We start from the raw sequence: 24,018 nt of genomic DNA, 5'->3' as shown, positions 1-24,018 counted from the left end.
TCCCCATCACAGATACGCGAGTTTTCGCGCACCCCAAGTTCACGGTTTCATGCCAGGATCCAGTTAGTAGTTCTGGTTCGAGGGAAGCAGAAGACGATGTTCTCGCGGGACTGTCGAGCGCGTTCACTTCAACTCTGATCAGGTGAGTGAGTAAATGATAAAAGTATGTGATCGCGTGAAGATGCAGGCCACGGCCCGTTTCCCGTCGCGGCGGGCGGCTGCGGCTGCGGCTGCGTTGCCCCCTTCCTGGTCAGGATGCAGCTGCGGCGCGGAGAGGCTTTACGCAGGAACTGCCTTGGGGCGAGAGATCAGGGGCTCGTAAGGTTGCCGCGACTCGGGCAGTCTCCTGACCTGCCCGCAATAGCCCGAGATGGGTCCCTGATCTTCGAGGCTCGCCTCAGTGTGAGTGTGGTTGTGGCCTGGTCGTCTTCGTTGGCGCAGGGTCGGTCGTAGTCGGTGGGTGGCTCGGAGGCTCGCTGTCCTGGTGACGGGGCTTGCTTGGGATTTGTCCCCGCTGGCTGCGGCTCGGGCTGACCGGAGTGGCCTGATAGGAGAGTGGCAGCAGCCCCAACTGAGGTATGCCCCCGGTCGGTCGTCACTTCGGCGCGAAGGGTGGCAGGGCGATGCTGGTGATCGGGGTGGACCCGCACAAGGACAGCCACACGCTGGTCGCGGTGGATGGTGCGGGATGCAAACGTGGACAACTCACGATGCCTGCCCGCCAGGACGGTCATCTGCGGGCGGTGAGCTGGGCGCATCGGTTCGGTGAGCCGGTGCGGTGGGCGGTGGAGGACTGCCGCCACGTGGCCGGCGGTCTGTTGCGGCCTGTTGGCCGGTGGTCAGAGCGTGGTGGCGGTGCCGCCCATACTGATGGCCCGGACTCGTGCCTCGGTGCGTCAGCGCGGGAAGTCGGATCCGATCGATGCCCTGGCCGTGGCCCGCGCAGCACAGCGTGAGCCGGGGTTGCCGGCGGCCCGGCGGGATGAAGAGGCCCTGGAGTTGCGGCTGTTGGTCGACCATCGCCGGACGCTGATTGCCGAACGCACCCGGATCATCAACCGCCTTCGCTGGCACTGCCATGCGCTGGACCCCGATCTGGCACCGGGGCTGCGGGAGCTGAGCCGCAAATGTGCTCAGGCCGAGCTGTTGCGCAGGTTGGACGCGTGCCCGGTCTCGGTGCGTCGCGAGATCGCGGTGGAGCTGGTGGAAGACATCCGGGCGCTGACCGAGAAGATCACGGCGCTGGGTCGGCGGCTGACACTTCGGGTGACTCCGCTGGCACCGAATCTTGCGGCCGTGCCGGGGGTGGGCGCGGTGACCGCGGCTGTGCTGGTCAGCGAGACGGCCGGGGTCGACCGCTTCACCAGCAAGGCGGCCTTCGCCCCTGCATGCCGGAGCGGCTCCGATACCGGTCTGGAGCGGAAACAACGTTCGCGTCCGCCTCAACCGCGGCGGGAACCGGCAGCTGAATGCGGCTCACGTCATCGCGCTCACCCAGCTCAGACCCGGCATCCACCCGCCGGCCCGCGCTCTCTACGACCGGCTGAGGGCGAATGGCAAGACCCGGCCCGAGGCCCTGCGTGTCCTCAAACGCCGCCTGGCCGACGTCGTCTACCGCAATCTGCTCCACGACCAGCAACACAAGGCCCACACGGCCGGGACCTCCGGCCTGCTGCGGAACGCGCTGAACAGGGCAATCAAAGAAGAGATCCTGACGCGGAACGTCGCGCTGCTGGTGGACATGCCGAAGGTGAGCAAGGACAAGGGCTCGGCATGGAGCGCGCCTGAGGCGATCACGTTCCTTCGCGCGGTCCGCGCTCACCGCTTCTATGCGGCGTGCGTCCTGGTGCTCGTCCTCGGTCTCCGCCGGAGCGAGCTGCTCGGCCTGCGCTGGCAAGACATCGACTTCGAGAACCGCCAGTTCACGCCGGTCATGCAGGTACACCGGAGGAAGGGCGTCGGCCTGGTCCTCAAGGATCTTAAGACGGAGTCCTCACAAGCCGCCCTGCCGCTGCCGGAGTTCTGTGCTCGTGCCCTGGAAGAACGGCGCGAGCTGCAAGAGCTGGAACGCAAGATCGCCGGTGATCACTGGACCCAACCGCCGGACCATGACGTGATCTTCTCGTCGGAGCACGGAGGGCTGACCGATCCGGTCGGCTTCTCCCGCACCTTCGACCGCTTGGTGAAGCGTGCCGGCGTCCGGCGCATCACGGTCCGGCTCGCCCGGCACACGTGCGGCTCCCTGCTCGCCTTCTTGAAGGTGCACCCCAAGGTCGCTCAGGCGATCCTGCGGCACAGCCAGATCAGCATGACCATGGACATCTACACGCACGTGGTCGGTGACGGCGAGCGGGAAGCCGTCTCGATGCTCGCTGAGCTACTGGAAGACCCACTCATCGGCTGATATCTCGCCGTTGGTGTCACCTGTGGGTGTCAAAAAGCACCGTGGGACGTCCCACGGTGCTTTTTGCGCTGGTGGGGCTAGGAGGACTTGAACCTCCGGCCTCATCCTTATCAGGGATGCGCTCTAACCATCTGAGCTATAGCCCCGCGCTGCACCGAAAGATTAGCGCACTTCCATCCGAGCCCCCAAATCGGTTCCGGGGCCTCAGCAGGTCCTACTCGTCCTCGGCCAGGGTGACCTCGACGCCCCCGACGAAGCCGGCGGAGATGTTGTAGATGAAGGCACCCAGCGTCGCCAGAGCCGTCGCCAGCACCACGTCGATCACCGCGATCACCGACGTGAACAGCAGCACCCTGGGCAGCGACATGAACGACTCCAGGTCGAAGCCGCCCTCGCCGGACTCCGTGGCCTGACTGAGTGTGCCGCCGATCGCGGAGAAGACGCCCATGGCGTTCATGACCATCCACAGCACGCTCACGGCCACGATCGTGCACACGCCCAGCGCGATGGAGAGCAGGAAGCTCACCTTCATCACCGACCACGGGTCGGTCTTGGCCACCCGCAGCCGCGCCTTGCGGGTCCGCGGCACCGTACGGGCGCCCGTACGCGGCCGGCGTACCGCATCGGTGCCCGCCGTGACGCCGGGCCCCGCAGCCGAAGCAGGACCAGGGCCCGTACCCGTACCCGGGCCCTCACCCGCAGCCGCGCCGGACGGCCCGGCACTCTGCCCGGAACCTGCCGGACCCGGCATACCGGCCAGGTTCAACGGCTCCGGCGGCTCGGACAGACGCGGCGAGACGGACGGCCCCACCGGGGCGCCGCCCGGACCACCCACCGCCCCGGCGGCCCCCGCCGCCGGCGGAGTCACCGGCGGAGCCGGATAGGCCTGCGGAGGGCGGTGCGGCTCCGGCTGAGGCAGAGGCTGCGACTGTGCCGGGGCCTGAGACTGGGCCTGCTGCTGGGGCTGTGCGTGCTGCTGCGCCTGCTGCTGATACTGCACAGCCCCGGCCTCCTGCTGTGCCTCGGCCTCCTGCTGCGTACGTGGCTGTGGCTGGGCACCACTCACGCCTTACTCCTCGTCGTCCGCGTCATCCGGCTGGTCCGGCTCTTCCGACGTGGCCTGGGGCTCCTGATCCGACAACTCGCCGGGTTCCGCAGCCGCTTCCACTTCCTCGGCCTCACGACCGGCTTCGGCGTTGCGCGCAACACCGACCACCGCATCCCGCTTGCCCAGGTTGATCAGTTGGACGCCCATGGTGTCACGGCCCGTCTCCCTGACCCCACTCACGCGTGTACGGATGACACCGCCGCTGAGCGTGATGGCGAGGATCTCGTCGCTCTCCTCCACGACCAGCGCGCCCACCAGCGAACCCCGGTCCTCAACGATCTTGGCGGCCTTGATGCCCAGACCGCCGCGACCCTGCACCCGGTAGTCGTCGACGTTCGTGCGCTTGGCGTATCCGCCGTCCGTGGCGGTGAAGACGAACGTACCCGCGCGGACGACGTTCATCGAGAGGAGTTCGTCACCTTCCCGGAAACTCATTCCCTTCACTCCGGACGTCGCACGTCCCATCGGCCGCAGCGACTCGTCGGTCGCCGTGAACCTGATCGACTGCGCCTTGCGGCTGACCAGCAGCAAGTCGTCCTCGGGGGAGACCAGTTCCGCGCCGATCAGCTCGTCGTCCCGCCCGTCCTCCATCTGCCGGAGGTTGATCGCGATGACGCCGCCGGAGCGCGGTGAGTCGTAGTCCTTCAGCGAGGTCTTCTTCACCAGGCCCGACTTGGTGGCCAGCACCAGATACGGCACGGCCTCGTAGTCACGGATCGCGATCATCTCCGCGATCCGCTCGTCGGGCTGGAACGCCAGCAGGTTGGCTACGTGCTGACCACGCGCGTCCCGCCCCGCGTCGGGGAGTTCGTACGCCTTCGCCCGGTAGACGCGCCCCTTGTTGGTGAAGAACAACAGCCAGTGGTGCGTCGTCGAGACGAAGAAGTGGTCGACGATGTCGTCCTCTTTGAGCTTCGTCCCGCGTACACCCTTGCCGCCGCGCTTCTGCGCCCGGTAGTCGACCGTCTTCGTCCGCTTCACATAGCCGCCACGCGTGATCGTGACGACGATGTCCTCCTCCGCGATCAGGTCCTCGATGGACATGTCGCCCTCGAAGGGGATCAGCTTCGTACGGCGGTCGTCGCCGAACTTCTCCACCAGCGCCGCGAGTTCGTCACCGATGATCTGCCGCTGACGGGCCGGGGACGCCAGGATCGCCTTGTACTCGTCGATCTTCGCCTGCAGGTCGTCGTGCTCGGCGGTGATCTTCTGCCGTTCCAGCGCCGCCAGCCGGCGCAGCTGCATCTCCAGGATCGCGTTCGCCTGGATCTCGTCGATCTCCAGCAGCCCCATCAGGCCGCCGCGGGCGTCCTCGACGGTCTGGCTGCGCCGGATCAACGCGATGACCTCGTCGATCGCGTCCAGCGCCTTCAGCAGGCCACGCAGGATGTGCGCCCGCTCCTCCGCCTTGCGGAGCCGGAACTGCGTACGGCGGACGACGACGTCGACCTGGTGCTTCACCCAGTGCCGGATGAACGCGTCCAGGGACAGCGTGCGCGGCACGCCCTCCACCAGCGCCAGCATGTTCGCGCCGAAGTTCGTCTGCAGATCGGTGTGCTTGTACAGGTTGTTCAGGACCACCTTCGCGACCGCGTCCCGCTTCAGGACGATGACCAGCCGCTGGCCCGTACGCGAAGAGGTCTCGTCACGCACGTCCGCGATGCCGCCGACACGGCCGTCCTTCACCAGCTCGGCGATCTTCAGCGCCAGGTTGTCCGGATTCGTCTGGTACGGCAGCTCGGTGACCACCAGGCACTGCCGTCCCTGGATCTCCTCGACCTCCACGACCGCGCGCATCGTGATCGAGCCGCGTCCGGTGCGGTATGCCTCCTCGATGCCCTTACGGCCCACGACCAGCGCACCGGTCGGGAAGTCCGGGCCCTTGATGCGCTCCATCAACGCGTCCAGCAGCTCCTCGTTGGACGCGTCGGGGTGCTCCAGATACCACTTCGCGCCCGCTGCCACCTCGCGCAGGTTGTGCGGCGGGATGTTGGTGGCCATGCCGACCGCGATGCCCGCACTGCCGTTGATCAGCAGATTGGGGAAGCGCGACGGCAGCACCGTCGGCTCCTGGTTGCGGCCGTCGTAGTTGTCCTGGAAATCGACGGTTCCCTCGTCGATGTCCCGCAGCATCTCCATCGACAGCTGCGTCATCTTGCACTCGGTGTACCGCATGGCCGCCGCCGGGTCGTTGCCCGGCGAGCCGAAGTTGCCGTTGGAGTCGACCAGCGGCATCCGCATCGACCAGTGCTGCGCGAGACGCACCAGCGCGTCGTAGATCGAGGAGTCACCGTGCGGGTGGTACGTGCCCATCACGTCGCCGACGACGCGGGCGCACTTGTAGAAGCCCTTCTCGGGCCGGTAACCCCCGTCGTACATCGCGTACAGCACGCGCCGGTGCACCGGCTTCAGGCCGTCGCGGACGTCGGGCAGGGCACGCGAGACGATGACACTCATCGCGTAGTCGAGATACGACCGCTGCATCTCGGTCTCGAGGCTCACCGGCTCCACGCGGGAAGCCGCGCCCTCGATCTGCACCGGTGCGGGATCACCCGCGACAACCGGCTCGATGCCGTTGTCGCCCTCGGGACCCTCTGGGGTGGGGGAAATCTCGTCGGCCATTGCTCAGCTCAAGTCCTTCTGTGTGTGCGGCGCGCCGAACTCCACGGCGGTGTACGGGCCGACGTGCTCAGATGTCGAGGAAGCGGACGTCCTTGGCGTTCCGCTGGATGAACGAACGGCGCGCTTCCACGTCCTCGCCCATCAGGATCGAGAACAGGTCGTCCGCGGCGGCGGCGTCGTCCAGCGTCACCTGGCGCAGCACCCGGTGATCGGCGTCCATCGTCGTGATGCGGAGTTCCTCCGCGTTCATCTCGCCCAGGCCCTTGAAGCGCTGGATCGAGTCGTCCTTCATGCGCTTGCCCTGCTCGCGGCCGAGCTGGATCAGACTGTCGCGCTCGCGGTCGGAGTAGGCGTACTGGTGCTCGTCACGACCCCACTTGATCTTGTACAGCGGCGGCTGCGACAGGAACACGTGCCCGGCCTCCACCAGCGGACGCATGAAGCGGAACAGCAGCGTCAGCAGCAGGGTGTTGATGTGCTGGCCGTCGACGTCGGCGTCGGCCATGAGGATGATCTTCTGGTAGCGGAGCTTCGCGATGTCGAAGTCCTCGTGGATACCCGTGCCGAACGCCGAGATCAGGGCCTGCACCTCGGCGTTCTGCAGAACCTTGTCGATACGGGCCTTCTCCACGTTGAGGATCTTGCCGCGGATCGGGAGGATCGCCTGGAACTCCGGATTGCGGCCCGACTTGGCGGAACCGCCGGCCGAGTCGCCCTCCACGATGAAGATCTCGCACTTGGCCGGATCGTTCGACTGGCAGTCACTCAGCTTGCCGGGCAGCGACGCCGTCTCCAGCAGCCCCTTGCGGCGCGTGAGATCGCGCGCCTTACGGGCCGCCACGCGGGCCGTCGCCGCCTGGATGCCCTTGCGGATGATGTCCGCGGCCTCGTTGGGATTGCGGTCCAGCCAGTCCGACAGGTGCTCATGGGTGACCTTCTGCACGAAGGTCTTGGCCTCCGTGTTGCCCAGCTTCGTCTTCGTCTGGCCCTCGAACTGCGGCTCACCCAGCTTCACCGAGATGATCGCCGTCAGACCCTCGCGGATGTCCTCGCCGGTGAGGTTGTCGTCCTTCTCCCGCAGCAGCCGCTTGTCACGCGCGTACCGGTTGATCAGACCGGTGAGCGCCGCACGGAAACCCTCCTCGTGCGTGCCGCCCTCGTGCGTGTGGATGGTGTTCGCGAAGGAGTACACGCCCTCGCTGTACTGGTTGTTCCACTGCATCGCCAGCTCGACGGAGAGCAGCCGCTCCTTGTCCTCGGCCTCCACGCCGATCACCGTGGGGTGCACCAACTCGCCCTTGCGGGAGTTGAGATAGCGCACGAAGTCGATGATCCCGCCCTCGTAGTGGTAGCGGACGAAGAGCTGGTTGCCCTCCTCGTCCACATGCTCGGGACGCTCGTCCGTGAGCTCGATCGTCAGGCCCTTGTTGAGGAACGCCATCTCCTGGAAGCGGCGCGAGAGCGTCTCGAACGAGTAGTCCGTACTCTCGAAGATCTCCCCGTCGGCCCAGAACGTGACGACGGTGCCCGTCTCGTCGGTCTTCTCGTTGCGCTGCAACGGCGCCGTGGGAGCACCCAGCTTGTACTCCTGCGTCCAGCGGTAACCGTCACGCTTGATCTCCACCGCGACGCGCTGCGAAAGCGCGTTCACCACCGAGACGCCGACGCCGTGCAGACCACCGGAGACCGCGTAACCGCCGCCGCCGAACTTGCCTCCCGCGTGCAGCACCGTGAGGACGACCTCGACCGCGGGCTTGCCCTCCGACGGCACGATGTCCACCGGGATGCCACGGCCGTTGTCCACGACCCTGACGCCGCCGTCGGCCAGCAGCGTCACGTTGATCGTGTCCGCGTGCCCGGCCAGCGCCTCGTCGACGGAGTTGTCCACGACCTCCTGCACCATGTGGTGCAGGCCACGCTCACCGGTCGATCCGATGTACATGCCGGGACGCTTCCGGACCGCCTCCAGACCCTCGAGGACGGTGATGGCACTCGCGTCGTACGACGGCTCGGCCTCCGCCGTGACCGGCGAGACCGGGGGACCGACCGGTTGCACCTCGACACCGGCGCCGTCCACAGGGGCACCGTCGGTTCCCGTGTCGGAGGAGTTGTTCTCGTGCTCGTTGAGATCGCCGGAATCGGCCACGAAGCGCCCTTTCTGGCACAGCACAGGCCGCCTCCAGGGCAGAGTGGAGCGGCTGCGTCGTTCGACATGTTCCCCAACGGGGACGGATTCTTCCATCAGTGTACCGGTGGCCAGACCGTGAATGGGGGTTTGCGGGTGCCTGAGTCCGCATGTGCCGACCTGAACTGGCGTCCACCGACTCCCCATATACGGACCGGGGGGCCAGAACGCTCACGGGGGCGCTCAGCGCTTCGGCCTGTCAACGCTCCATCACCGTGAGCGCCGTCACGAATCACCCGTAGGTGTCACCCGGTCCCTTGCTGCCGGGAGCCCGCAGCCGGCCACCGCGCGCAGCCCCCGTCTCCGGCCCCCGCACCTTCAGCAGCACGACCGTGCCCTGCCCCAGATCCTCGTTCAGCCGGGCCACCAACCGCGGTGCCAGCAGGCGCAACTGCGTCGCCCACGCCGTCGAATCGCACCGGACCGTGAGCGTCCGCTCCTCCTCGTCGTACCGCTGCGGTTCACAGTGCTGAGCCACCTCCGGACCCACCAGCTGCGGCCACCGGCCCATCACGCCACCCACCGCAGCCGGGGCCTCCCAGCCCCGCTCCGTGATCAGACCCTGCACCGCCGCCCCCAGCGGCACCGGATCCCGGCCGTCCCGGCCCGCCCCCGACCGCGGTCCGCGCCCACGCCGTACGTCCCGCTTCTGCTGGGCAGCGGCACCCCGGGCCTTCGCCTGCTCCTTGGCCGCGCGCAGCGCGACCCTCGCCAGGTCCACGCCCGTCGCCTCCGGGGGCTGCGGACGGTCGGGCCCGGCATCCGCCGACCCCGCCGCAGCCGGTCCCGGCGACTCCCCGGCAGGCCCGGGGGGCTCCGAATCGGCCGCAGGCGGGGGTTCGTGACTCACTGCCGCTCGACCTCCCCGTCCGAGACCGAGAAACGCGCTCCCTCCAGCACCGCCGGCACGTCCTCCCCGACCGCTGCCGTCACCAGAACCTGCTCACCCGGGGCCACCAGCTCCGCGAGCCGCGCCCGCCGCTTCACGTCGAGCTCCGCGAAGACGTCGTCCAGAACCAGAACCGGCTCGTTCCCCTCGCTCTTGAGCAGCTCGTACGACGCCAGCCGCAGCGCCAGCGCGAACGACCACGACTCCCCGTGGCTCGCATACCCCTTGGCGGGAAGCTCCCCCAACTTCAGCACCAGGTCGTCCCGATGGGGCCCGACCAGCGTCACGCCCCGCTCGATCTCCGACCTGCGCGCCTCCAGCAGCGCCGACCTCACCTGCGCGTACAGCTCCTCGCGGGAAGCAGCCGCGTCGCCGGCGCCGCCCGACGAACCCCTGTACTCCAGACCCACAGGGCCGCCCCCCGGCGCCAGGCACTCGTAGGCCTTGTCGGCCAGCGGCCGCAGCGCGGATATGAGCTCCAGCCGATGAGCCAGCAACTCGGCACCGACCCGGGCCAGATGCTCGTCCCACACGTCCAGCGTCGACAGATCCAGCTCCCGGCCGCCGTGCCGGCGGGCCATCGCCGCCGACTTCAGCAGCGAGTTCCGCTGCTTCAGCACCCGGTCGTAGTCCGAGCGCACACCCGCCATCCGCGGCGACCGCGCAGTCATCAGCTCGTCGAGGAACCGGCGCCGCTCACCCGGGTCGCCCTTCACCAGCGCCAAGTCCTCCGGCGCGAAGAGCACGGTGCGCAGGATGCCCAGCACGTCCCGCGGCTTGACCTGCGAAGACCGGTTGACCCGGGCCCGGTTCGCCTTGCCCGGGTTCAACTCCAGCTCCACGAGCTGCTGCCGGTCGCCCTGCCGCACCGCCGCCCGTACCACTGCACGCTGGGCGCCCATCCGCACCAGCGGCGCGTCCGACGAGACCCGGTGGCTGCCCAGCGTGGCCAGATAGCCGACGGCCTCCACGAGATTCGTCTTGCCCTGGCCGTTCGGCCCCACGAACGTCGTCACGCCCGGCCCGAGAGACACCTCGGCCCGGACGTACGAGCGGAAGTCGGCAAGCGACAGATGCGTGACGTGCATCGCGAACCCGTCAGCCGCCCACCGGCGGAAGGACGTCCGCTCCCGGAGTGTCCCCGTCCACATGGGCGCCGGTCGCGGTGACCGCATGGCCGCCGAACTGGTTGCGCAGCGCGGCCACCATCTTCATCTGCGGCGAATCCTTCTGACGGGAGGAGAAGCGGGCGAAGAGCGACGCGGTGATCGCGGGAAGGGGCACAGCGTGGTCGATGGCCGCGTCCACAGTCCACCGGCCTTCACCCGAGTCGGCCGCATAGCCCCGCAGTTCTTCGAGGTGCTCGTCCGAGTCCAGCGCCTTGACGGCCAGGTCCAGCAGCCACGAACGGATGACCGTCCCCTCCTGCCACGACCGGAAGACCTCGCGCACGTCCGTCACCGCGTCCACGGCCTCCAGCAGCTCCCAGCCCTCCGCGAAAGCCTGCATCATCGCGTACTCGATGCCGTTGTGGACCATCTTCGCGAAGTGGCCCGCACCGACCCTGCCCGCGTGCACCGCGCCGAACTCGCCCTCCGGCTTCAGCGCGTCGAAGACCGGCTGCACCCTGGCGACGTCCTCGGACGAACCCCCGTACATCAGGGCGTAGCCGTTCTCCAGGCCCCAGACGCCGCCCGAGACACCGCAGTCGACGAAGCCCACACCCTTGGCGCTCAGCTCGCCGGCATGCTGCTCGTCCTCGGTCCAGCGGGAGTTGCCGCCGTCGACGACCACATCGCCGGGCGAGAGGAGCTCGGCCAGCTGGTCGATGGTCGACTGGGTGGCGGCCCCCGCCGGGACCATCACCCACACCACACGGGGCGTCTTCAGCGACGTCACCAGCTCTTCGAGGCTGTGCACGTCCGCGAGTCCGGGATCGCGGTCGTAGCCGATGACGGTGTGGCCCCCACGGCGGATGCGCTCGCGCATGTTCCCGCCCATCTTGCCGAGACCGATGAGACCGAGCTCCATCAGTGCCCCTTCTCTCACGATTCGTACCTGGCCCGACCCTACGCCCACAGGTTCGTGCACACCTGTGGGCTCCGGCCGCTCAGAAGTTGCCGGTCAGGCGGCCGTCCGGGAACTCCGGGACGGGCGCGGCGGCACGGCTCGGGGCGCCTGTGGGAAGGGGGTGCGGCAGCCGGGAACGGCTCAGCCCGACAGACGCACCGGCATGATCAGGTACTTGTACGCGTCGTCCGCCTCGACGTCCTTCGCGGGCTTCCCGCTGAGCAGGGCCGGCTTGGTCGAGGTGGTGAAGGAGAGCTGTGCGACAGGGGAGTCGATGGCGCTCAGACCCTCGAGAAGGAACCCCGGGTTGAAGGCGATCGAGACGTCGTCGCCCTCCAGCTCCGCGTCCACACGCTCCACAGCCTGTGCGTCGTCGCTCGATCCCGCCTCCAGCGTCAGTACGCCCTGCTCGAAGCTGAGCCTGACCGGGGTGTTCCGCTCGGCGACCAGGGCGACGCGCTTCACCGCCTCCACGAAAGGCGCCGTCTCGATCACGGCGACCGAGTTGAACTCCGTGGGGAACAACGTGCGGTACTTGGGCAGATCGCCCTCCAGCAGCCGCGTCGTCGTACGCCGGCCGGCGCCCTCGAAGCCGATCAGCCCCTCGCCCGCGCCGGAGCCGGAGAGCGCCAGCGACACGCTGTCGCCGCTGCTCAGGGACTTGGCGGTCTCCAGCAGCGTCTTCGCGGGGACGAGCGCCACCGAGGACACGTCCGGCGTCTCCGGCTTCCACAGGAACTCCCTCACCGCGAAGCGGTACCGGTCCGTGGAGGCCAGCGTGACGGTGTCGCCCTCGATCTCGATGCGGACGCCGGTGAGCACGGGCAGCGTGTCGTCACGGCCCGCGGCGATCGCCACCTGGGAGACGGCGGCTGCGAAGACCTCACCCGGCACGGTCCCGGTCGCGGTGGGCATCTCGGGCAGCGCCGGGTACTCCTCCACAGGCAGTGTGTGGAGTGTGAATCGCGAGGAGCCGCAGACGACCGTCGCCCGTACACCGTCTGTGGAGATCTCCACCGGACGGTTGGGGAGCGAACGGCAGATGTCGGCCAGCAGCCGGCCGGAGACGAGGACCGTGCCCTCCTCCTCGACCTCGCCCTCCACGGACACCCGCGCCGAGACCTCGTAGTCGAAGCCCGAGAGGCTCAACGAGCTGTCCTCCGCCTTCAACAGCAGGCCGGCCAGGACAGGTTGGGGCGGACGTGCCGGGAGGCTCTTCGCCGCCCAGGCCACCGCCTCCGCCAGAACGTCGCGCTCTACCCGGATCTTCACCTTCAGCCGCCTCCTGCTGTACCTGGCTGCTCGCCCCTGCTGCCTGTCGTGGTCGGCTCGTCGCCGGGGACCAGTCTGACGCACTCCGATGACAGTCGGCGCAGGTGTGGGTCAAGTCGTTGCGCAGCGGCCAGGAGACGTCCCGAGCGAGTTGTGCACAGCCCCAACTTCGAAACAGATTCCCCGCTTTATATAGGTGGTCGTAGTAGTAGGGCCTGTGGAAACCGTGGAAAACCCTGTTTTCGCAGCTCAGCGCGGAGATTTTGTCCACCGGGCCTGTGGGCGCAGCGGTGGAGTACTCAGGGGTATCTGTGGACGCGGAAAAGTTCTGCACACCCGGTACACAGGCAGAGGCGACTTGCCCACAGCAACAGGCGTTGGTTTCCCCATGTTTCCCACACCCCAAACCGGCGCTCTGGTGTGACGCCTTTCACTCGGACCAGTGAGCGGGCGCGTTGTGTTGCCGAACAGTGGACAGCGCTGTGGAGAAGACAGCTGCGGCTGGGGACAAGACGGCGAAGTCTGTGGGCGGGCAGTGGACAAAGCCGGACCCCCGTCGCTTGCCGCGGAACTGCTCCACATCCTGTGGACCCGGGTTGCGCACAAGTACACAGGCAGGTGACCTCGGAGGACGCGGTGTTGACAGGAGGGTCTGTGGACGCTTTCGGGACAACTTCAGGGGCCCACAGGGTGTGGACCCCGCCGACGGCCTCCAGCTGTGGACCACGTCCACCACAGGCTGTGGATTCGAACAGCGAAAAGCCCTCCGGGAGTTGCTCCCGGAGGGCTCGGGGACGCGCGGACGCGGTCCTTCTACGCGGTCACGCGTTCTTGATGCGGTTGGTCAGCTCGGTGACCTGGTTGTAGATCGAGCGGCGCTCGGCCATCAGCGCCCGGATCTTGCGGTCCGCGTGCATGACGGTCGTATGGTCGCGGCCGCCGAACTGGCTGCCGATCTTGGGCAGTGACAGGTCGGTGAGTTCGCGGCAGAGATACATGGCGATCTGCCGCGCTGTCACGAGCACGCGGCTGCGTGAGGAGCCGCAGAGGTCGTCCACGGTGAGCCCGAAGTAGTCGGCGGTGGCCGCCATGATGGCCGGCGCCGTGATCTCCGGAGTGGCGTCCTCACCGCCCGGGATCAGGTCCTTGAGGACGATCTCGGTCAGGCCCAGGTCGACCGGCTGCCTGTTGAGCGAGGCGAACGCAGTGACACGGATGAGCGCCCCCTCCAGCTCCCGGATGTTGCGCGAGATCCGCGAGGCGATGAACTCCAGGACCTCCGGTGGTGCGTTGAGCTGCTCCTGCACCGCCTTCTTCCGCAGGATCGCGATGCGCGTCTCGAGCTCCGGAGGCTGGACGTCCGTGATGAGGCCCCACTCGAAGCGGTTGCGGAGCCTGTCCTCCAGGGTGACGAGCGCCTTCGGCGGCCTGTCGCTGGAGAGCACGATCTGCTTGTTGGCGTTGTGCAGGGTGTTGAAGGTGTGGAAGAACTCCTCCTGCGTCGACTCCTTGTCGGCCAGGAACTGGATGTCGTCCACGAGCAGGATGTCCATGTCGCGGTAGCGCTTGCGGAACGCGTCCGCCTTGCCGTCGCGGATGGAGTTGATGAACTCGTTGGTGAACTCCTCGGAGCTCACGTAGCGGACCCGCGTGCCCGGGTAGAGGCTCCGCGCGTAGTGCCCGATCGCGTGCAGCAGGTGCGTCTTGCCGAGCCCGGACTCCCCGTAGATGAAGAGCGGGTTGTACGCCTTCGCCGGCGCCTCGGCCACTGCGACGGCGGCCGCGTGCGCGAAGCGGTTCGACGCACCGATGACGAAGGTGTCGAAGAGGTACTTCGGGTTCAGCCGCGCGGTGGGCTCCCCCGGTCCGGTCGCCGGGGCGGGCTGTGCCGCGAGCGGACCGGGCGCCCCGCTGGGGGCGGGCAGCTGGGAAGGACCGTCGTAGCGGGGAGCGGGAGGCTGGCCCTGCGGCGGCACCTGCGGTTGGGGCAACTGCTGCTGAGGGTGCCGCTGCTGCTGGTGCTGCTGGTGCTGTTCGTACGACTCGTACGGTGACTGCGGACGCTCGTACTGCTGCGCCGGGCCGGGCCCACGCTGGTCGTAGTGCTGGTCGTACGTCTGCTGCTGATGCGGCTGCTGCGATTGCTGGTGGTGCTGCGCTTGCGGATGCTGGTGCGGCGGCGGGTACTGGTCGCGGTCGGGCTGCGGCCAGGCGCCCGGCTGCCGCGGCGACTGCGAGTAGTCCGGGTAGGCAGGCCGCGGGCTGGGCAGGTCGGGGCCCGGGTAGCTGTCGTACCTGCCGCCGTCGTAGCCGCTGTGCTGCTGCTCGTACCTGCCGCTGTCGTAACCGCTGCCGCTGCCGCTGCCGTCCTGCTGTGCCGGACTGTGCTGTCCGGGGCTGTGCTGCGACGGCAGGGAAGGGCCGGCCGGCTGTGCCTCATGCCCTGCGGGCGAGGCGGGCGTCTGTTCCGCGGCGGAGGGGGCGGCGTCCTGGCTGGGCCCGGTGACCGTGATCGCGAGCCGGATGGGCTGCTGGCACTCGCGGCTGAGAGCATCGCTGATCATCGGCGCGAGGCGGCCTTCGAGCACGCCCTTCGCGTATTCGTTCGGCACCCCGAGGAGTGCGGTGCCCGAGACGAGGACGAGCGGCTGGCAGTCGCGGAGCCAGCGCTGGTCCTTGGCTTCGACTCCCTGCCCTTCCGCGAGGAGTTGTTCCAGCACGCGCGGCCACACTGCGGCAAGATCGGCAGGCAGGTCAGCCACGGGGCACGCTTCTCTCACTCGCTGGGTGTGGTGGTTCGGTGACGCCGGCCGGATCCCGCGAATGTGCAGTTCTGGGTCGGTCGGGAGGGATGGGAGGTTCAGTCACGGTAGTCAGGCCGACGCGCCCCGTTCAAGTCGTTGTCCACAGGCTGTGCACGGCGGGCCTCCGCCCCACGGGCAAGCCGATCGGGGGGCTCACCGGCGGTTTGACCGAATGGCGTAGCCGCGCGTACCGTAACGAGGTCGAGTTGTCGACGGCTGCTGCCGCCTGCCTCCGATGGGCAAGATCCGAGAGAGCTTTTGCGGATCATGAAGCGGAGCACACTCGAGCGTTGCGAGCTACTCGTGGGCGCACGGTGACAGCTTGTCGATGCCACACACGACACACGTCCACGTTCTCGCGGCCGCCCGCGGGACACGAAGCATTCCTGGAGCCCCCGAGTGAGCAAGCGCACCTTCCAGCCGAACAACCGTCGTCGCGCGAAGACCCACGGCTTCCGGCTGCGCATGCGGACCCGCGCCGGCCGCGCGATTGTTGCGAACCGTCGCAGCAAGGGTCGCAGCCGCCTGTCGGCTTGAGCGCCTGACCACAGGTCCATGCCGTGCTGCCTACCGAGAACCGGCTGAGGCGGCGCGAGGACTTCGCGGCCGCGGTACGCCGAGGACGCCGGGCGGGTCGCCCGCTCCTGGTCGTACACCTGCGCAGCAACAGCAGCTCATCGGACCCGCACGAGGCGGGGGGAGAGGCTCCCCCCGCGCGTGCGGGTTTCGTCGTCAGCAAGGCGGTCGGGAACGCGGTGGTGCGCAACCGCGTCAAGCGGCGCCTCCGGCATCTGATGCGCGAGCGTCTGACCCAGTTGCCCGCAGGTAGCCTGGTTGTCGTACGGGCGCTGCCGGGCGCGGGCGAGGCCGTCCACGAGGAGCTGGTGCGCGACCTGGAGGCCGCCTTGGGGCGGCTGCTTGGAGGGCCTTCGTCATGAAGTACCCGCTGCTGTGGCTGATCAAGCTGTACCAGTGGACCATCAGTCCGATGCTCGGGCCGGTGTGCCGCTACTACCCGTCGTGCTCGCACTACGGCTACACCGCCATCGGGCGGCACGGGGCTGTGAAGGGGACGGCACTGACGGCCTGGCGCATCCTGCGCTGCAATCCGTGGTCGCCCGGTGGCGTCGACCACGTACCCGCCCGGAAGCACCCGGTCTGGCACCAGCGGTTGCGTGACCGCCGGCAGCATCAACGGACCCCGTCCAACGCCCAAGGAGCCTGATGAACTTCCTGGACACGATCCTGAGTCCTCTCTATACCGCTGTCTCCTGGATCATTGTCCAGTTCCACTCGCTGTTCAGCCTCTTCTTCGACGAGGACAGCGGATGGGCCTGGGGTCTATCCATCTTCTTCCTGGTGGTCGTGATCCGGATCGCCTTGATCCCGCTCTTCGTGAAGCAGATCAAGTCGACGCGGAACATGCAGGCGCTCCAGCCGAAGATGAAGGCGATCCAGGAGCGCTACAAGAGCGACAAGCAGCGTCAGTCCGAAGAGATGATGAAGCTGTACAAGGAGACGGGTACGAACCCGCTCTCCAGCTGCCTGCCGATTCTGGCGCAGTCGCCGTTCTTCATCGCGCTCTTCCAGGTGCTGAACCACATCGCGAACAACAAGCCGGTCGGTGTGCTGAGCGCGGAGCAGGTCGACAGCGCGCGTAACGCCTCCGTCTTCGGTGCCCCGATCGCTGCGAAGTTCCTCGACAGCGCGGACAAGGTCGCCGAGCTGAGCGCCTCGCTCGTCGACGTGCGCGTCGTCACGGTGGTCATGATCCTGCTGATGTCGGCGTCGCAGTTCTACACGCAGCGCCAGCTGATGACGAAGAACGTCGACCTGACGGTCAAGACGCCGTTCATGCAGCAGCAGAAGATGCTGATGTACATCTTCCCGATCATGTTCGCCGTCTTCGGCATCAACTTCCCCGTGGGTGTGCTCGTCTACTGGCTGACCACCAACGTCTGGACGCTCGGCCAGCAGATGTTCGTCATCAAGCGCAACCCGACGCCGGGCTCCATCGCCTTCCAGCAGCGCCAGGAGAAGCTCCGTGCCGCCGGGAAGCTGAAGGAGGACCCGAAGGAGGTCGAGGCGCGGGAAGCCGTCGAGGCGGCGCGTGCCCGCCGGCAGCAGCCGAAGCGGCAGTCGAAGTCCCAGCGGCAGCAGGCACGGCCGGGTGCCGCTGGTGGTACGGGCAGCGCCGAGGGTGAGACGACGAACTCGTCCGGCGAGGGCGAGCCGAAGGCGAAGACCCAGCAGCCGAAGTCGCAGCAGCGTACGGGTCAGAAGTCGGGCGGCCAGAAGTCCGGACAGAAGAAGTCGGGGCAGCAGCGCAAGGGTGGCCCGCAGCGTCCCAAGCACCCCTCCAAGAAGTAGCGAGAAGGAGCCCAAGCCGTGACGGAGACGACAGACACCTCGGAAGCGACTGCCGTGGAGGAGACGGACTCGCTGTCCCACCTGGAGCAGGAAGGTGAGATCGCGGCCGACTACCTCGAGGGGCTCCTCGACATCGCCGATCTCGACGGTGACATCGACATGGACGTCGAAGCAGACCGTGCCGCCGTGTCGATCATCAGCGAGGGTCCCAGCCGGGATCTGCAGAAGCTGGTCGGCCGGGACGGTGAGGTCCTGGAGGCGCTGCAGGAGCTGACGCGTCTGGCGGTGCACCGGGAGACCGGCGACCGCAGCAGGCTGATGCTGGACATCGCCGGCTTCCGTGCGCGCAAGCGGGAGGAACTCGCGGAACTCGGGGCCAAGGCGGCGCAGGAGGCGAAGGGCACCGGCGAGCCGGTCAAGATGCGTCCGATGACGCCGTTCGAGCGCAAGGTCGTGCACGACGCCGTCAAGGCAGCCGGGTTGAGCAGTGAGTCCGAGGGCGAGGAGCCACAGCGCTGCGTGGTCGTGCTGCCGTGACCGACCGGTCAGCCGGCCAGGCGGGGCCGCCGGACGGGGGCCCCGCGAAGGCGGGGGAACTTGCGGAGCTCGCGCCGCCGCCCGAGGCGGCTCACCGGCTTTTCGGTGACCGCCTGCCGGAGGTGCGGCGCTACGCCGAGCTCCTCGCGGATTCGGGCGTACGACGGGGGCTGATCGGACCGCGTGAGGTGCCGCGGCTGTGGGAGAGGCACCTGCTGAACTGTGCGGTGCTCTCGGAGATCGTGCCCGAAGGCGTGACGGTCTGTGATGTGGGATCCGGTGCGGGCCTGCCGGGCATCCCCCTGGCGCTCGTACGCCCGGACCTCGACATCACCTTGCTGGAGCCCCTGCTGCGTCGGACGACCTTCTTGGAAGAGGTCGTGGAGCTCCTCGGGCTCGACCACGTCTCCGTGGCGCGTGGCCGGGCCGAGGAGATGCTGGGTTCACTGAACCCGGTCCACGTGGTGACGGCTCGGGCCGTTGCCCCGCTGGACCGGCTGGCGGGCTGGGGTGTCCCTCTGCTGCGGCCGTACGGCGAGATGCTGGCCATCAAGGGCGACACGGCCGAAGAGGAGTTGCGCGGCGCCCGGGACGCCTTGCACAAGCTCGGCGTGGTGGAGACGTCCGTGGTGCAGGTGGGCGAGGGTGTGGTCGACCCCCTGTCGACAGTGGTGCGGGCCGAGGTCGGTGAGAGTCCGGGCGGTGTGCGCTTCGCGGCCCGGAGGGCCAAGGCCCAGAAGGCGCGCTCGGGGAGAGCGGCGCGAGGCGGGCGACGTAGGCGCTGATCCCTGATGGCACAGCACGGCGTCGGCCGTGCTGTGCGTCGCTGCACCGTCGCAGAAACCGAAGAGCAGAACGAGGGATCAGAGAGACGGACGAGGGTGGACACCTCCCGATAGTTATGTCCGTCTACTCCATAAAAGCCCTTTCGGTTAGGCATCGCGGTGTGTCGCCCTGGTGTGCGGTCGCCGACTGTGCATCGTGTTTCACGTGAAACGCCGCTCTCTCTTGCATGGAATCATCAGCCGCGGACGCGCACAGGCCGAGCAGCGCGACCAGAAACCCACCCACAAATCCCGTTCCAAGGTGGATTCGTCCACAACTGAGCGGGGCTCGCTGGTTCATAACGCCGAAAGCATGGCAGGCTCTGTTCAGCACGAGCCTGATGTCGAGGAGAGTGAACCCTTGCGGTCCGACGCCAATACCGCGGGACCGATGGCCGATCCGGTCCCCGGCCCCCGTTCAGAAACGGTCGACGTTTCACGTGAAACGCCGCCTCCGATGGACGATACGCCGATCGGCCGCGCCGCCCAGCAGGCGGTAGAGGCGATGAACCGCGCCGGTGAAGGCCTGCCCAGGCCCGAACAGACGCGGGTGATGGTCGTCGCCAACCAGAAGGGTGGAGTCGGGAAGACGACCACCACCGTGAACCTGGCCGCCTCCCTGGCCCTTCACGGGGCGAGGGTTCTCGTCATCGACCTTGACCCGCAGGGCAACGCCTCCACCGCCCTCGGCGTCGACCACCACTCCGAAGTGCCGTCGATCTACGACGTCCTGGTGGAGAGCATGCCGCTTGCCGATGTCGTCAAGCCGGTTCCGGACGTCGAAGGGCTCTTCTGCGCACCGGCCACCATCGATCTCGCCGGTGCGGAGATCGAGTTGGTGTCGCTGGTGGCGCGTGAGAGCCGGCTGGAGCGGGCGCTCAGCGCTTACGAACAGCCCCTGGACTATGTCCTGATCGACTGTCCGCCGTCTCTGGGCTTGCTCACCGTCAACGCGCTCGTGGCCGGAGCCGAGGTCCTCATCCCCATCCAGTGTGAGTACTACGCGCTGGAGGGCCTGGGACAGCTGCTGCGGAACGTCGATCTGGTCAAGGGGCACCTCAACACCAAGCTGCACGTCTCGACGATCATCCTCACGATGTACGACGGGCGGACGCGACTTGCCTCGCAGGTGGCCGACGAGGTGCGGAGCCACTTCAGCGCGGAGGTTCTGCGCACCAACATCCCCCGCTCCGTCCGTATCTCGGAGGCCCCCAGTTATGGGCAGACAGTGCTGACCTACGATCCTGGTTCCAGTGGTTCGCTGTCCTACTTGGAGGCGGCTCGCGAGATCGCGCTGCGTGATCCGAACGTCCAGAGGCGCCACGAGCAGTCGGTTCAGCAACTGCAGCAGCAGAACAGCACCATGTCGGAGGGCACGCAGTGAGTGATCGACGTAGGGGACTGGGCCGGGGTCTTGGCGCACTGATCCCGGCGGCACCGGCGCCCGGCGCCGATGAATCCGGCGGACCGGCCGTCGGCGGAAATGGCGCGACCTCACCCAGCGCGGTGCCGGTGATGTCACCGGAGCGGGGGGTGGCAGCCGCGAAGGTCACGTCACTGCCGGACAGTGAAGCGCGGGACGACGTTTCACGTGAAACGGCTGGCCGGCCCGAAGGGGAGGCAGGCACGGACAGCACTCCGAACCTCGAAGGTGAGCCCGTCGGAGCGCACTTCGCAGAGGTGCCGCTCGAAGCGATCACGCCGAACCCGCGTCAGCCGCGTGAGGTGTTCGACGAAGACGCTCTGTCGGAGCTGGTCACCTCCATCCAGGAGGTGGGCCTGCTTCAGCCGGTCGTCGTACGGCAGTTGGGGCCCTCGCGCTACGAGCTCATCATGGGCGAGCGGCGTTGGAGGGCTTGCCGTGAGGCCGGCCTGGAGCGCATCCCGGCGATCGTCCGCGCGACCGACGACGAGAAGCTGCTCCTGGACGCGCTGCTGGAGAACCTGCACCGGGCTCAGCTGAACCCGCTCGAGGAGGCGGCGGCGTACGACCAGCTGCTCAAGGACTTCAGCTGCACGCACGACCAACTCGCCGACCGCATCGGGCGCTCGCGGCCCCAGGTCTCCAACACGCTGCGTCTGCTGCGGCTGTCGCCGTCGGTTCAGCGGCGCGTCGCTGCGGGGGTGCTCTCGGCGGGGCACGCGCGTGCGTTGCTGTCCGTGGAGGACGGTGAGGAGCAGGACAGGCTCGCTCACCGCATCGTGGCAGAGGGACTGTCGGTGCGGGCGGTCGAAGAGATCGTCACCATGATGGGGTCGTCGCCCAAGAGCGCCCCCAAGTCGAAGCCCCGGGCAGGCAAGCGGGTCTCCCCCGCACTGGACGAACTCGCCGGCCGTCTCTCCGACCGCTTCGAGACACGGGTGAAGGTGGACCTCGGGCAGAAGAAGGGCAAGATCGTCGTGGAGTTCGCCTCTGTCGACGACCTGGAGCGGATCCTCGGGCAGTTCGCTCCGGGGGAGGGCCGCGTGCTGGGCAAGCAGCTGTCGGCCGAGGCCGCCGAAGCCGAGGTGGAGACCGATGAGAGCTGACACACAGCGGAAGCGGTCGGACGTCGTCGACTCGCGGGAGTTCATTCGTCCGGATTGAATCGGCCTCCGCTCGACCGGAAGATGCGTCGCCCCATGGATACGATGGATCCATGGGGCGACAGCTCGTTCCGCTCACTTTGGACAACCTCCCGGATCTGCCCAGGCGTTGCCGTGCCTGCGTCTTCTGGGAGCTCGACCCTGTGTCCGGTGAGGCGGCGGTGCGAGGGGGCAGACCGGAGGTGGAGAAGGAAGCATGGATCTCCGCCGTGCTTCTGGAGTGGGGCTCATGCGGCCGCGTCGTCTACGTCGATGAGAAGCCGGTGGGGTATGTGCTGTACGCGCCTCCGGCATACGTACCCGGTTCGCTGGCTTTCCCGACCAGCCCTGTGGCGCCGGACGCGGTGCAGCTGATGACGGCGTGGCTCTCTCCGAGCCACCGAGGGCAGGGGCTGGGACGCGTCATCGTTCAGACGGTGGCCAAGGATCTCCTGCGGAGGGGCTTCAAGGCGATCGAAGCATTCGGGGACGCGCGCTGGACTGAACCGGCGTGCGTGATCCCGGCGGATCATCTTCTGGCCGTCGGCTTCAAGACCGTACGGCCGCATCACTCGTATCCCCGGATGCGACTGGAGCTGCGCTCGACTGTCTCCTGGCGGGAGGACATGGAGAGGGCCCTCGACCAGTTGCTGGGGGCGGTCCAGAAGGATCCGATGCTGCGTCCGCTCTGAGGGCGGGACGGCTGAGGCGCGCTGGGCGAACCCCCTGCGGCGCCCCGGAACCTCCGGGCGACGGCATGCCACGGGGCCGGACCGCCGTCCCTCGGTGGTTTCACGTGAAACGGCCCGACGCGAACGTCGGGCCGTTTCTGCTGCGGGCCGGTCGTCAACCGGCCTCGCTGGGTTCACGCCATGCGACTCAGCCGATGAAGTCGGCGAGGTCCTTCTCGATGGCTGCTCGCGGCTTGGCGCCGACGATGGTCTTGACGACCTCGCCACCCTTGTAGACGTTCATGGTCGGGATCGACATGATCCCGTACTTGGCGGCGACAGCCGGGTTCTCGTCGATGTTGAGCTTCACGACGGTGAGCTTGTCGCTGTTCTCTTCGGCGATCGCTTCCAGGGAGGGGGCGATCTGACGGCACGGACCGCACCAGGCAGCCCAGAAGTCGACGAGCACAGGCTTGTCGCTCTTGAGCACGACCTCGTCGAAGTCGGCGTCGGTGGCGGTCACGGTGGCACCGGCCATTGTGGGCTCTCCTTGTTTCTCGTGAACTTTCAGGGGGTGAGGGTGAGTCCGGGTGGCAGCGGCCCGTCAGGCCGCCGCGGTCTTCTTGGCCGCCTCCTTGGCGGCTTCTTCGGCTGCCCGCTCCGACTCCTCGGCCATCTCCGGCTCGGACACCTGGGTGCCGTCGAGCTGGGCGGCGAGGTAGCGCTCGGCGTCGAGCGCTGCGGCGCATCCGGTGCCCGCAGCGGTGACCGCCTGCCGGTAGGTGTGGTCCACCACGTCGCCGGCGGCGAACACACCGGGCACGTTGGTCCGCGTCGAGGGAGCGTCGACCTTGAGGTAACCCTCTTCGTCCATCGTCAGGACGTCCTTGAACAACTCCACACGCGGGTCGTGGCCGATGGCGACGAAGAGCCCCGTCACTGGGAGGTCGGACGTGGCGCCCGTCCCGGTGTCGCGGAGGGTCAGGCCGGAGAGCTTTCCGTCCTTCTCGTGGATCGACTCGACCTCGCTGTTCCAGGCGAAGGAGATCTTCGGGTCGGCGAAGGCGCGCTCCTGCATGGCCTTGGAGGCGCGGAGCGTGTCCCGGCGGTGGACGACCGTGACGGAGTCGGCGAACCGGGAGAGGAACGTCGCTTCCTCCATGGCAGTGTCCCCGCCGCCCACGACGGCGATGGCCTGGTTGCGGAAGAAGAAGCCGTCACACGTGGCGCAGTAGGAGACGCCACGGCCGGAGAGCTCTTCCTCGCGGGGAAGACCGAGCGTCCGGTAGGCGGATCCCGTCGAGACGATGACGGCGCGTGCCTCGTGCACGGTGCCCGCGGAGTCGGTCACCTTCTTGATCTCGCCCGAGAAATCGACGGAAGTCACGTCGTCCGGGATCAGCTCGGCGCCGAAGCGCTCGGCCTGGCCGCGCATCTGGTCCATGAGTTCCGGACCCATGATGCCGTCGGTGAAGCCGGGGTAGTTCTCCACCTCGGTGGTGTTCATCAGCGCACCGCCCGCGGTCACGGAGCCCTCGAAGACCAGCGGCTTCAGTGACGCGCGTGCTGTGTAGAGCGCGGCGGTATAGCCAGCGGGCCCAGAGCCGATGATGATCACGTTGCGGAGGTCGCTCACGGGAGTCTTCCTTGTCTGCCGACTGCTTTCCGGACCTGTGTGGTTCTCACCCCACCCAACG

20 protein-coding genes, 1 tRNA gene and 1 pseudogene are annotated in these 24,018 nt (G+C 67.9%); 11 read left to right on the top strand and 11 right to left on the bottom strand.

Translation table 11 applies throughout. The features are described 5' to 3' along the window. Window positions 1–765 precede the first annotated feature (765 nt). Window positions 766–1,788, top strand: a complete 1,023-nt coding sequence (locus ACFPA8_RS15805; RefSeq protein ID WP_386448647.1) for an IS110 family transposase — start codon at window positions 766–768, stop codon at window positions 1,786–1,788. Beyond that, a pseudogene (locus tag ACFPA8_RS15800) lies at window positions 1,670–2,404 on the top strand (tyrosine-type recombinase/integrase); the annotation flags it as partial. The gene ACFPA8_RS15805 and the pseudogene ACFPA8_RS15800, both read left to right, overlap by 119 nt. 69 nt (window positions 2,405–2,473) lie before the next feature. Here the strand turns inward: ACFPA8_RS15800 and ACFPA8_RS15795 are convergent. The 9 genes from ACFPA8_RS15795 to dnaA form a co-directional block, all read right to left on the bottom strand. Beyond that, window positions 2,474–2,550: transfer RNA gene (locus tag ACFPA8_RS15795), tRNA-Ile, on the bottom strand. 68 nt (window positions 2,551–2,618) lie between these two features. Next, window positions 2,619–3,155, bottom strand: coding sequence for a DUF3566 domain-containing protein (locus ACFPA8_RS15790; RefSeq protein WP_417801321.1), 537 nt, complete (start codon window positions 3,153–3,155; stop codon window positions 2,619–2,621). Between the two features lie 318 nt (window positions 3,156–3,473). Beyond that, complete coding sequence (gene gyrA / locus ACFPA8_RS15785; RefSeq protein WP_386448641.1) at window positions 3,474–6,134, bottom strand: DNA gyrase subunit A; 2,661 nt, start codon at window positions 6,132–6,134, stop codon at window positions 3,474–3,476. Window positions 6,135–6,201: 67 nt separating this feature from the next. Continuing rightward, window positions 6,202–8,304 carry a DNA topoisomerase (ATP-hydrolyzing) subunit B gene (gyrB, locus tag ACFPA8_RS15780; RefSeq protein WP_386448638.1) on the bottom strand — a complete coding sequence of 701 codons (2,103 nt, stop codon included), beginning with the start codon at window positions 8,302–8,304 and terminating at the stop codon, window positions 6,202–6,204. A gap of 247 nt (window positions 8,305–8,551) precedes the next feature. Beyond that, a complete protein-coding gene (locus ACFPA8_RS15775; protein WP_386448636.1) occupies window positions 8,552–9,040 on the bottom strand; it encodes a DciA family protein in 489 nt (162 codons plus the stop codon). A gap of 125 nt (window positions 9,041–9,165) precedes the next feature. Next, window positions 9,166–10,296, bottom strand: a complete 1,131-nt coding sequence (gene recF, locus ACFPA8_RS15770) for a DNA replication/repair protein RecF (RefSeq protein ID WP_386448633.1) — start codon at window positions 10,294–10,296, stop codon at window positions 9,166–9,168. Window positions 10,297–10,306: 10 nt separating this feature from the next. Next, window positions 10,307–11,239, bottom strand: a complete 933-nt coding sequence (gene gnd, locus ACFPA8_RS15765) for a phosphogluconate dehydrogenase (NAD(+)-dependent, decarboxylating) (protein WP_386448630.1) — start codon at window positions 11,237–11,239, stop codon at window positions 10,307–10,309. A gap of 180 nt (window positions 11,240–11,419) precedes the next feature. Next, on the bottom strand, window positions 11,420–12,550 hold the full coding sequence (gene dnaN, locus ACFPA8_RS15760; RefSeq protein ID WP_386448627.1) for a DNA polymerase III subunit beta: 1,131 nt from the start codon (window positions 12,548–12,550) through the stop codon (window positions 11,420–11,422). A gap of 821 nt (window positions 12,551–13,371) precedes the next feature. Continuing rightward, window positions 13,372–15,312, bottom strand: a complete 1,941-nt coding sequence (gene dnaA / locus ACFPA8_RS15755; RefSeq protein ID WP_386448624.1) for a chromosomal replication initiator protein DnaA — start codon at window positions 15,310–15,312, stop codon at window positions 13,372–13,374. 441 nt (window positions 15,313–15,753) lie between these two features. Here dnaA and rpmH point away from each other — a divergent pair, with 441 nt between their 5' ends. The 9 genes from rpmH (at window position 15,754) to ACFPA8_RS15710 (ending at window position 22,342) form a co-directional block, all read left to right on the top strand. Next, on the top strand, window positions 15,754–15,891 hold the full coding sequence (rpmH, locus tag ACFPA8_RS15750; protein ID WP_027748981.1) for a 50S ribosomal protein L34: 138 nt from the start codon (window positions 15,754–15,756) through the stop codon (window positions 15,889–15,891). A gap of 23 nt (window positions 15,892–15,914) precedes the next feature. Continuing rightward, on the top strand, window positions 15,915–16,292 hold the full coding sequence (gene rnpA, locus ACFPA8_RS15745; protein ID WP_386448621.1) for a ribonuclease P protein component: 378 nt from the start codon (window positions 15,915–15,917) through the stop codon (window positions 16,290–16,292). Then, window positions 16,289–16,579 (top strand): membrane protein insertion efficiency factor YidD, encoded by a 291-nt coding sequence (gene yidD, locus ACFPA8_RS15740; RefSeq protein ID WP_386448618.1) that lies wholly within the window; start codon window positions 16,289–16,291, stop codon window positions 16,577–16,579. Before rnpA ends, yidD begins: the two co-directional genes overlap by 4 nt. Before the next feature lie 8 nt (window positions 16,580–16,587). Next, a complete protein-coding gene (yidC, locus tag ACFPA8_RS15735) occupies window positions 16,588–17,724 on the top strand; it encodes a membrane protein insertase YidC (RefSeq protein ID WP_386449472.1) in 1,137 nt (378 codons plus the stop codon). An 18-nt stretch (window positions 17,725–17,742) separates the two neighbouring features. Further along, entirely contained in the window at window positions 17,743–18,261 is a 519-nt protein-coding gene (locus ACFPA8_RS15730) for a Jag family protein (RefSeq protein ID WP_386448615.1), read from the top strand. Further along, window positions 18,258–19,046: a 16S rRNA (guanine(527)-N(7))-methyltransferase RsmG gene (gene rsmG / locus ACFPA8_RS15725; protein ID WP_386448613.1), complete on the top strand. Its 789-nt coding sequence runs from the start codon at window positions 18,258–18,260 to the stop codon at window positions 19,044–19,046. The genes ACFPA8_RS15730 and rsmG overlap by 4 nt, the downstream gene beginning before the upstream one ends. 352 nt (window positions 19,047–19,398) lie before the next feature. After that, window positions 19,399–20,469: a ParA family protein gene (locus ACFPA8_RS15720; RefSeq protein WP_386448610.1), complete on the top strand. Its 1,071-nt coding sequence runs from the start codon at window positions 19,399–19,401 to the stop codon at window positions 20,467–20,469. After that, on the top strand, window positions 20,466–21,614 hold the full coding sequence (locus ACFPA8_RS15715) for a ParB/RepB/Spo0J family partition protein (RefSeq protein ID WP_386448608.1): 1,149 nt from the start codon (window positions 20,466–20,468) through the stop codon (window positions 21,612–21,614). Before ACFPA8_RS15720 ends, ACFPA8_RS15715 begins: the two co-directional genes overlap by 4 nt. Window positions 21,615–21,724: 110 nt before the next feature. Beyond that, on the top strand, window positions 21,725–22,342 hold the full coding sequence (locus ACFPA8_RS15710) for a GNAT family N-acetyltransferase (RefSeq protein ID WP_386448605.1): 618 nt from the start codon (window positions 21,725–21,727) through the stop codon (window positions 22,340–22,342). Window positions 22,343–22,529: 187 nt separating this feature from the next. On the opposite strand, the gene trxA is transcribed toward ACFPA8_RS15710, so the two are convergent. After that, window positions 22,530–22,859, bottom strand: a complete 330-nt coding sequence (gene trxA, locus ACFPA8_RS15705) for a thioredoxin (RefSeq protein WP_386448602.1) — start codon at window positions 22,857–22,859, stop codon at window positions 22,530–22,532. A 66-nt stretch (window positions 22,860–22,925) separates the two neighbouring features. Beyond that, window positions 22,926–23,957 carry a thioredoxin-disulfide reductase gene (trxB, locus tag ACFPA8_RS15700; protein WP_386448599.1) on the bottom strand — a complete coding sequence of 344 codons (1,032 nt, stop codon included), beginning with the start codon at window positions 23,955–23,957 and terminating at the stop codon, window positions 22,926–22,928. Window positions 23,958–24,018: the final 61 nt, after the last annotated feature.

This window comes from Streptomyces ovatisporus (genome assembly GCF_042653885.1).
Lineage (GTDB): Bacteria > Actinomycetota > Actinomycetes > Streptomycetales > Streptomycetaceae > Streptomyces > Streptomyces ovatisporus.
This window is presented reverse-complemented; position numbering and strand designations above follow the sequence as displayed.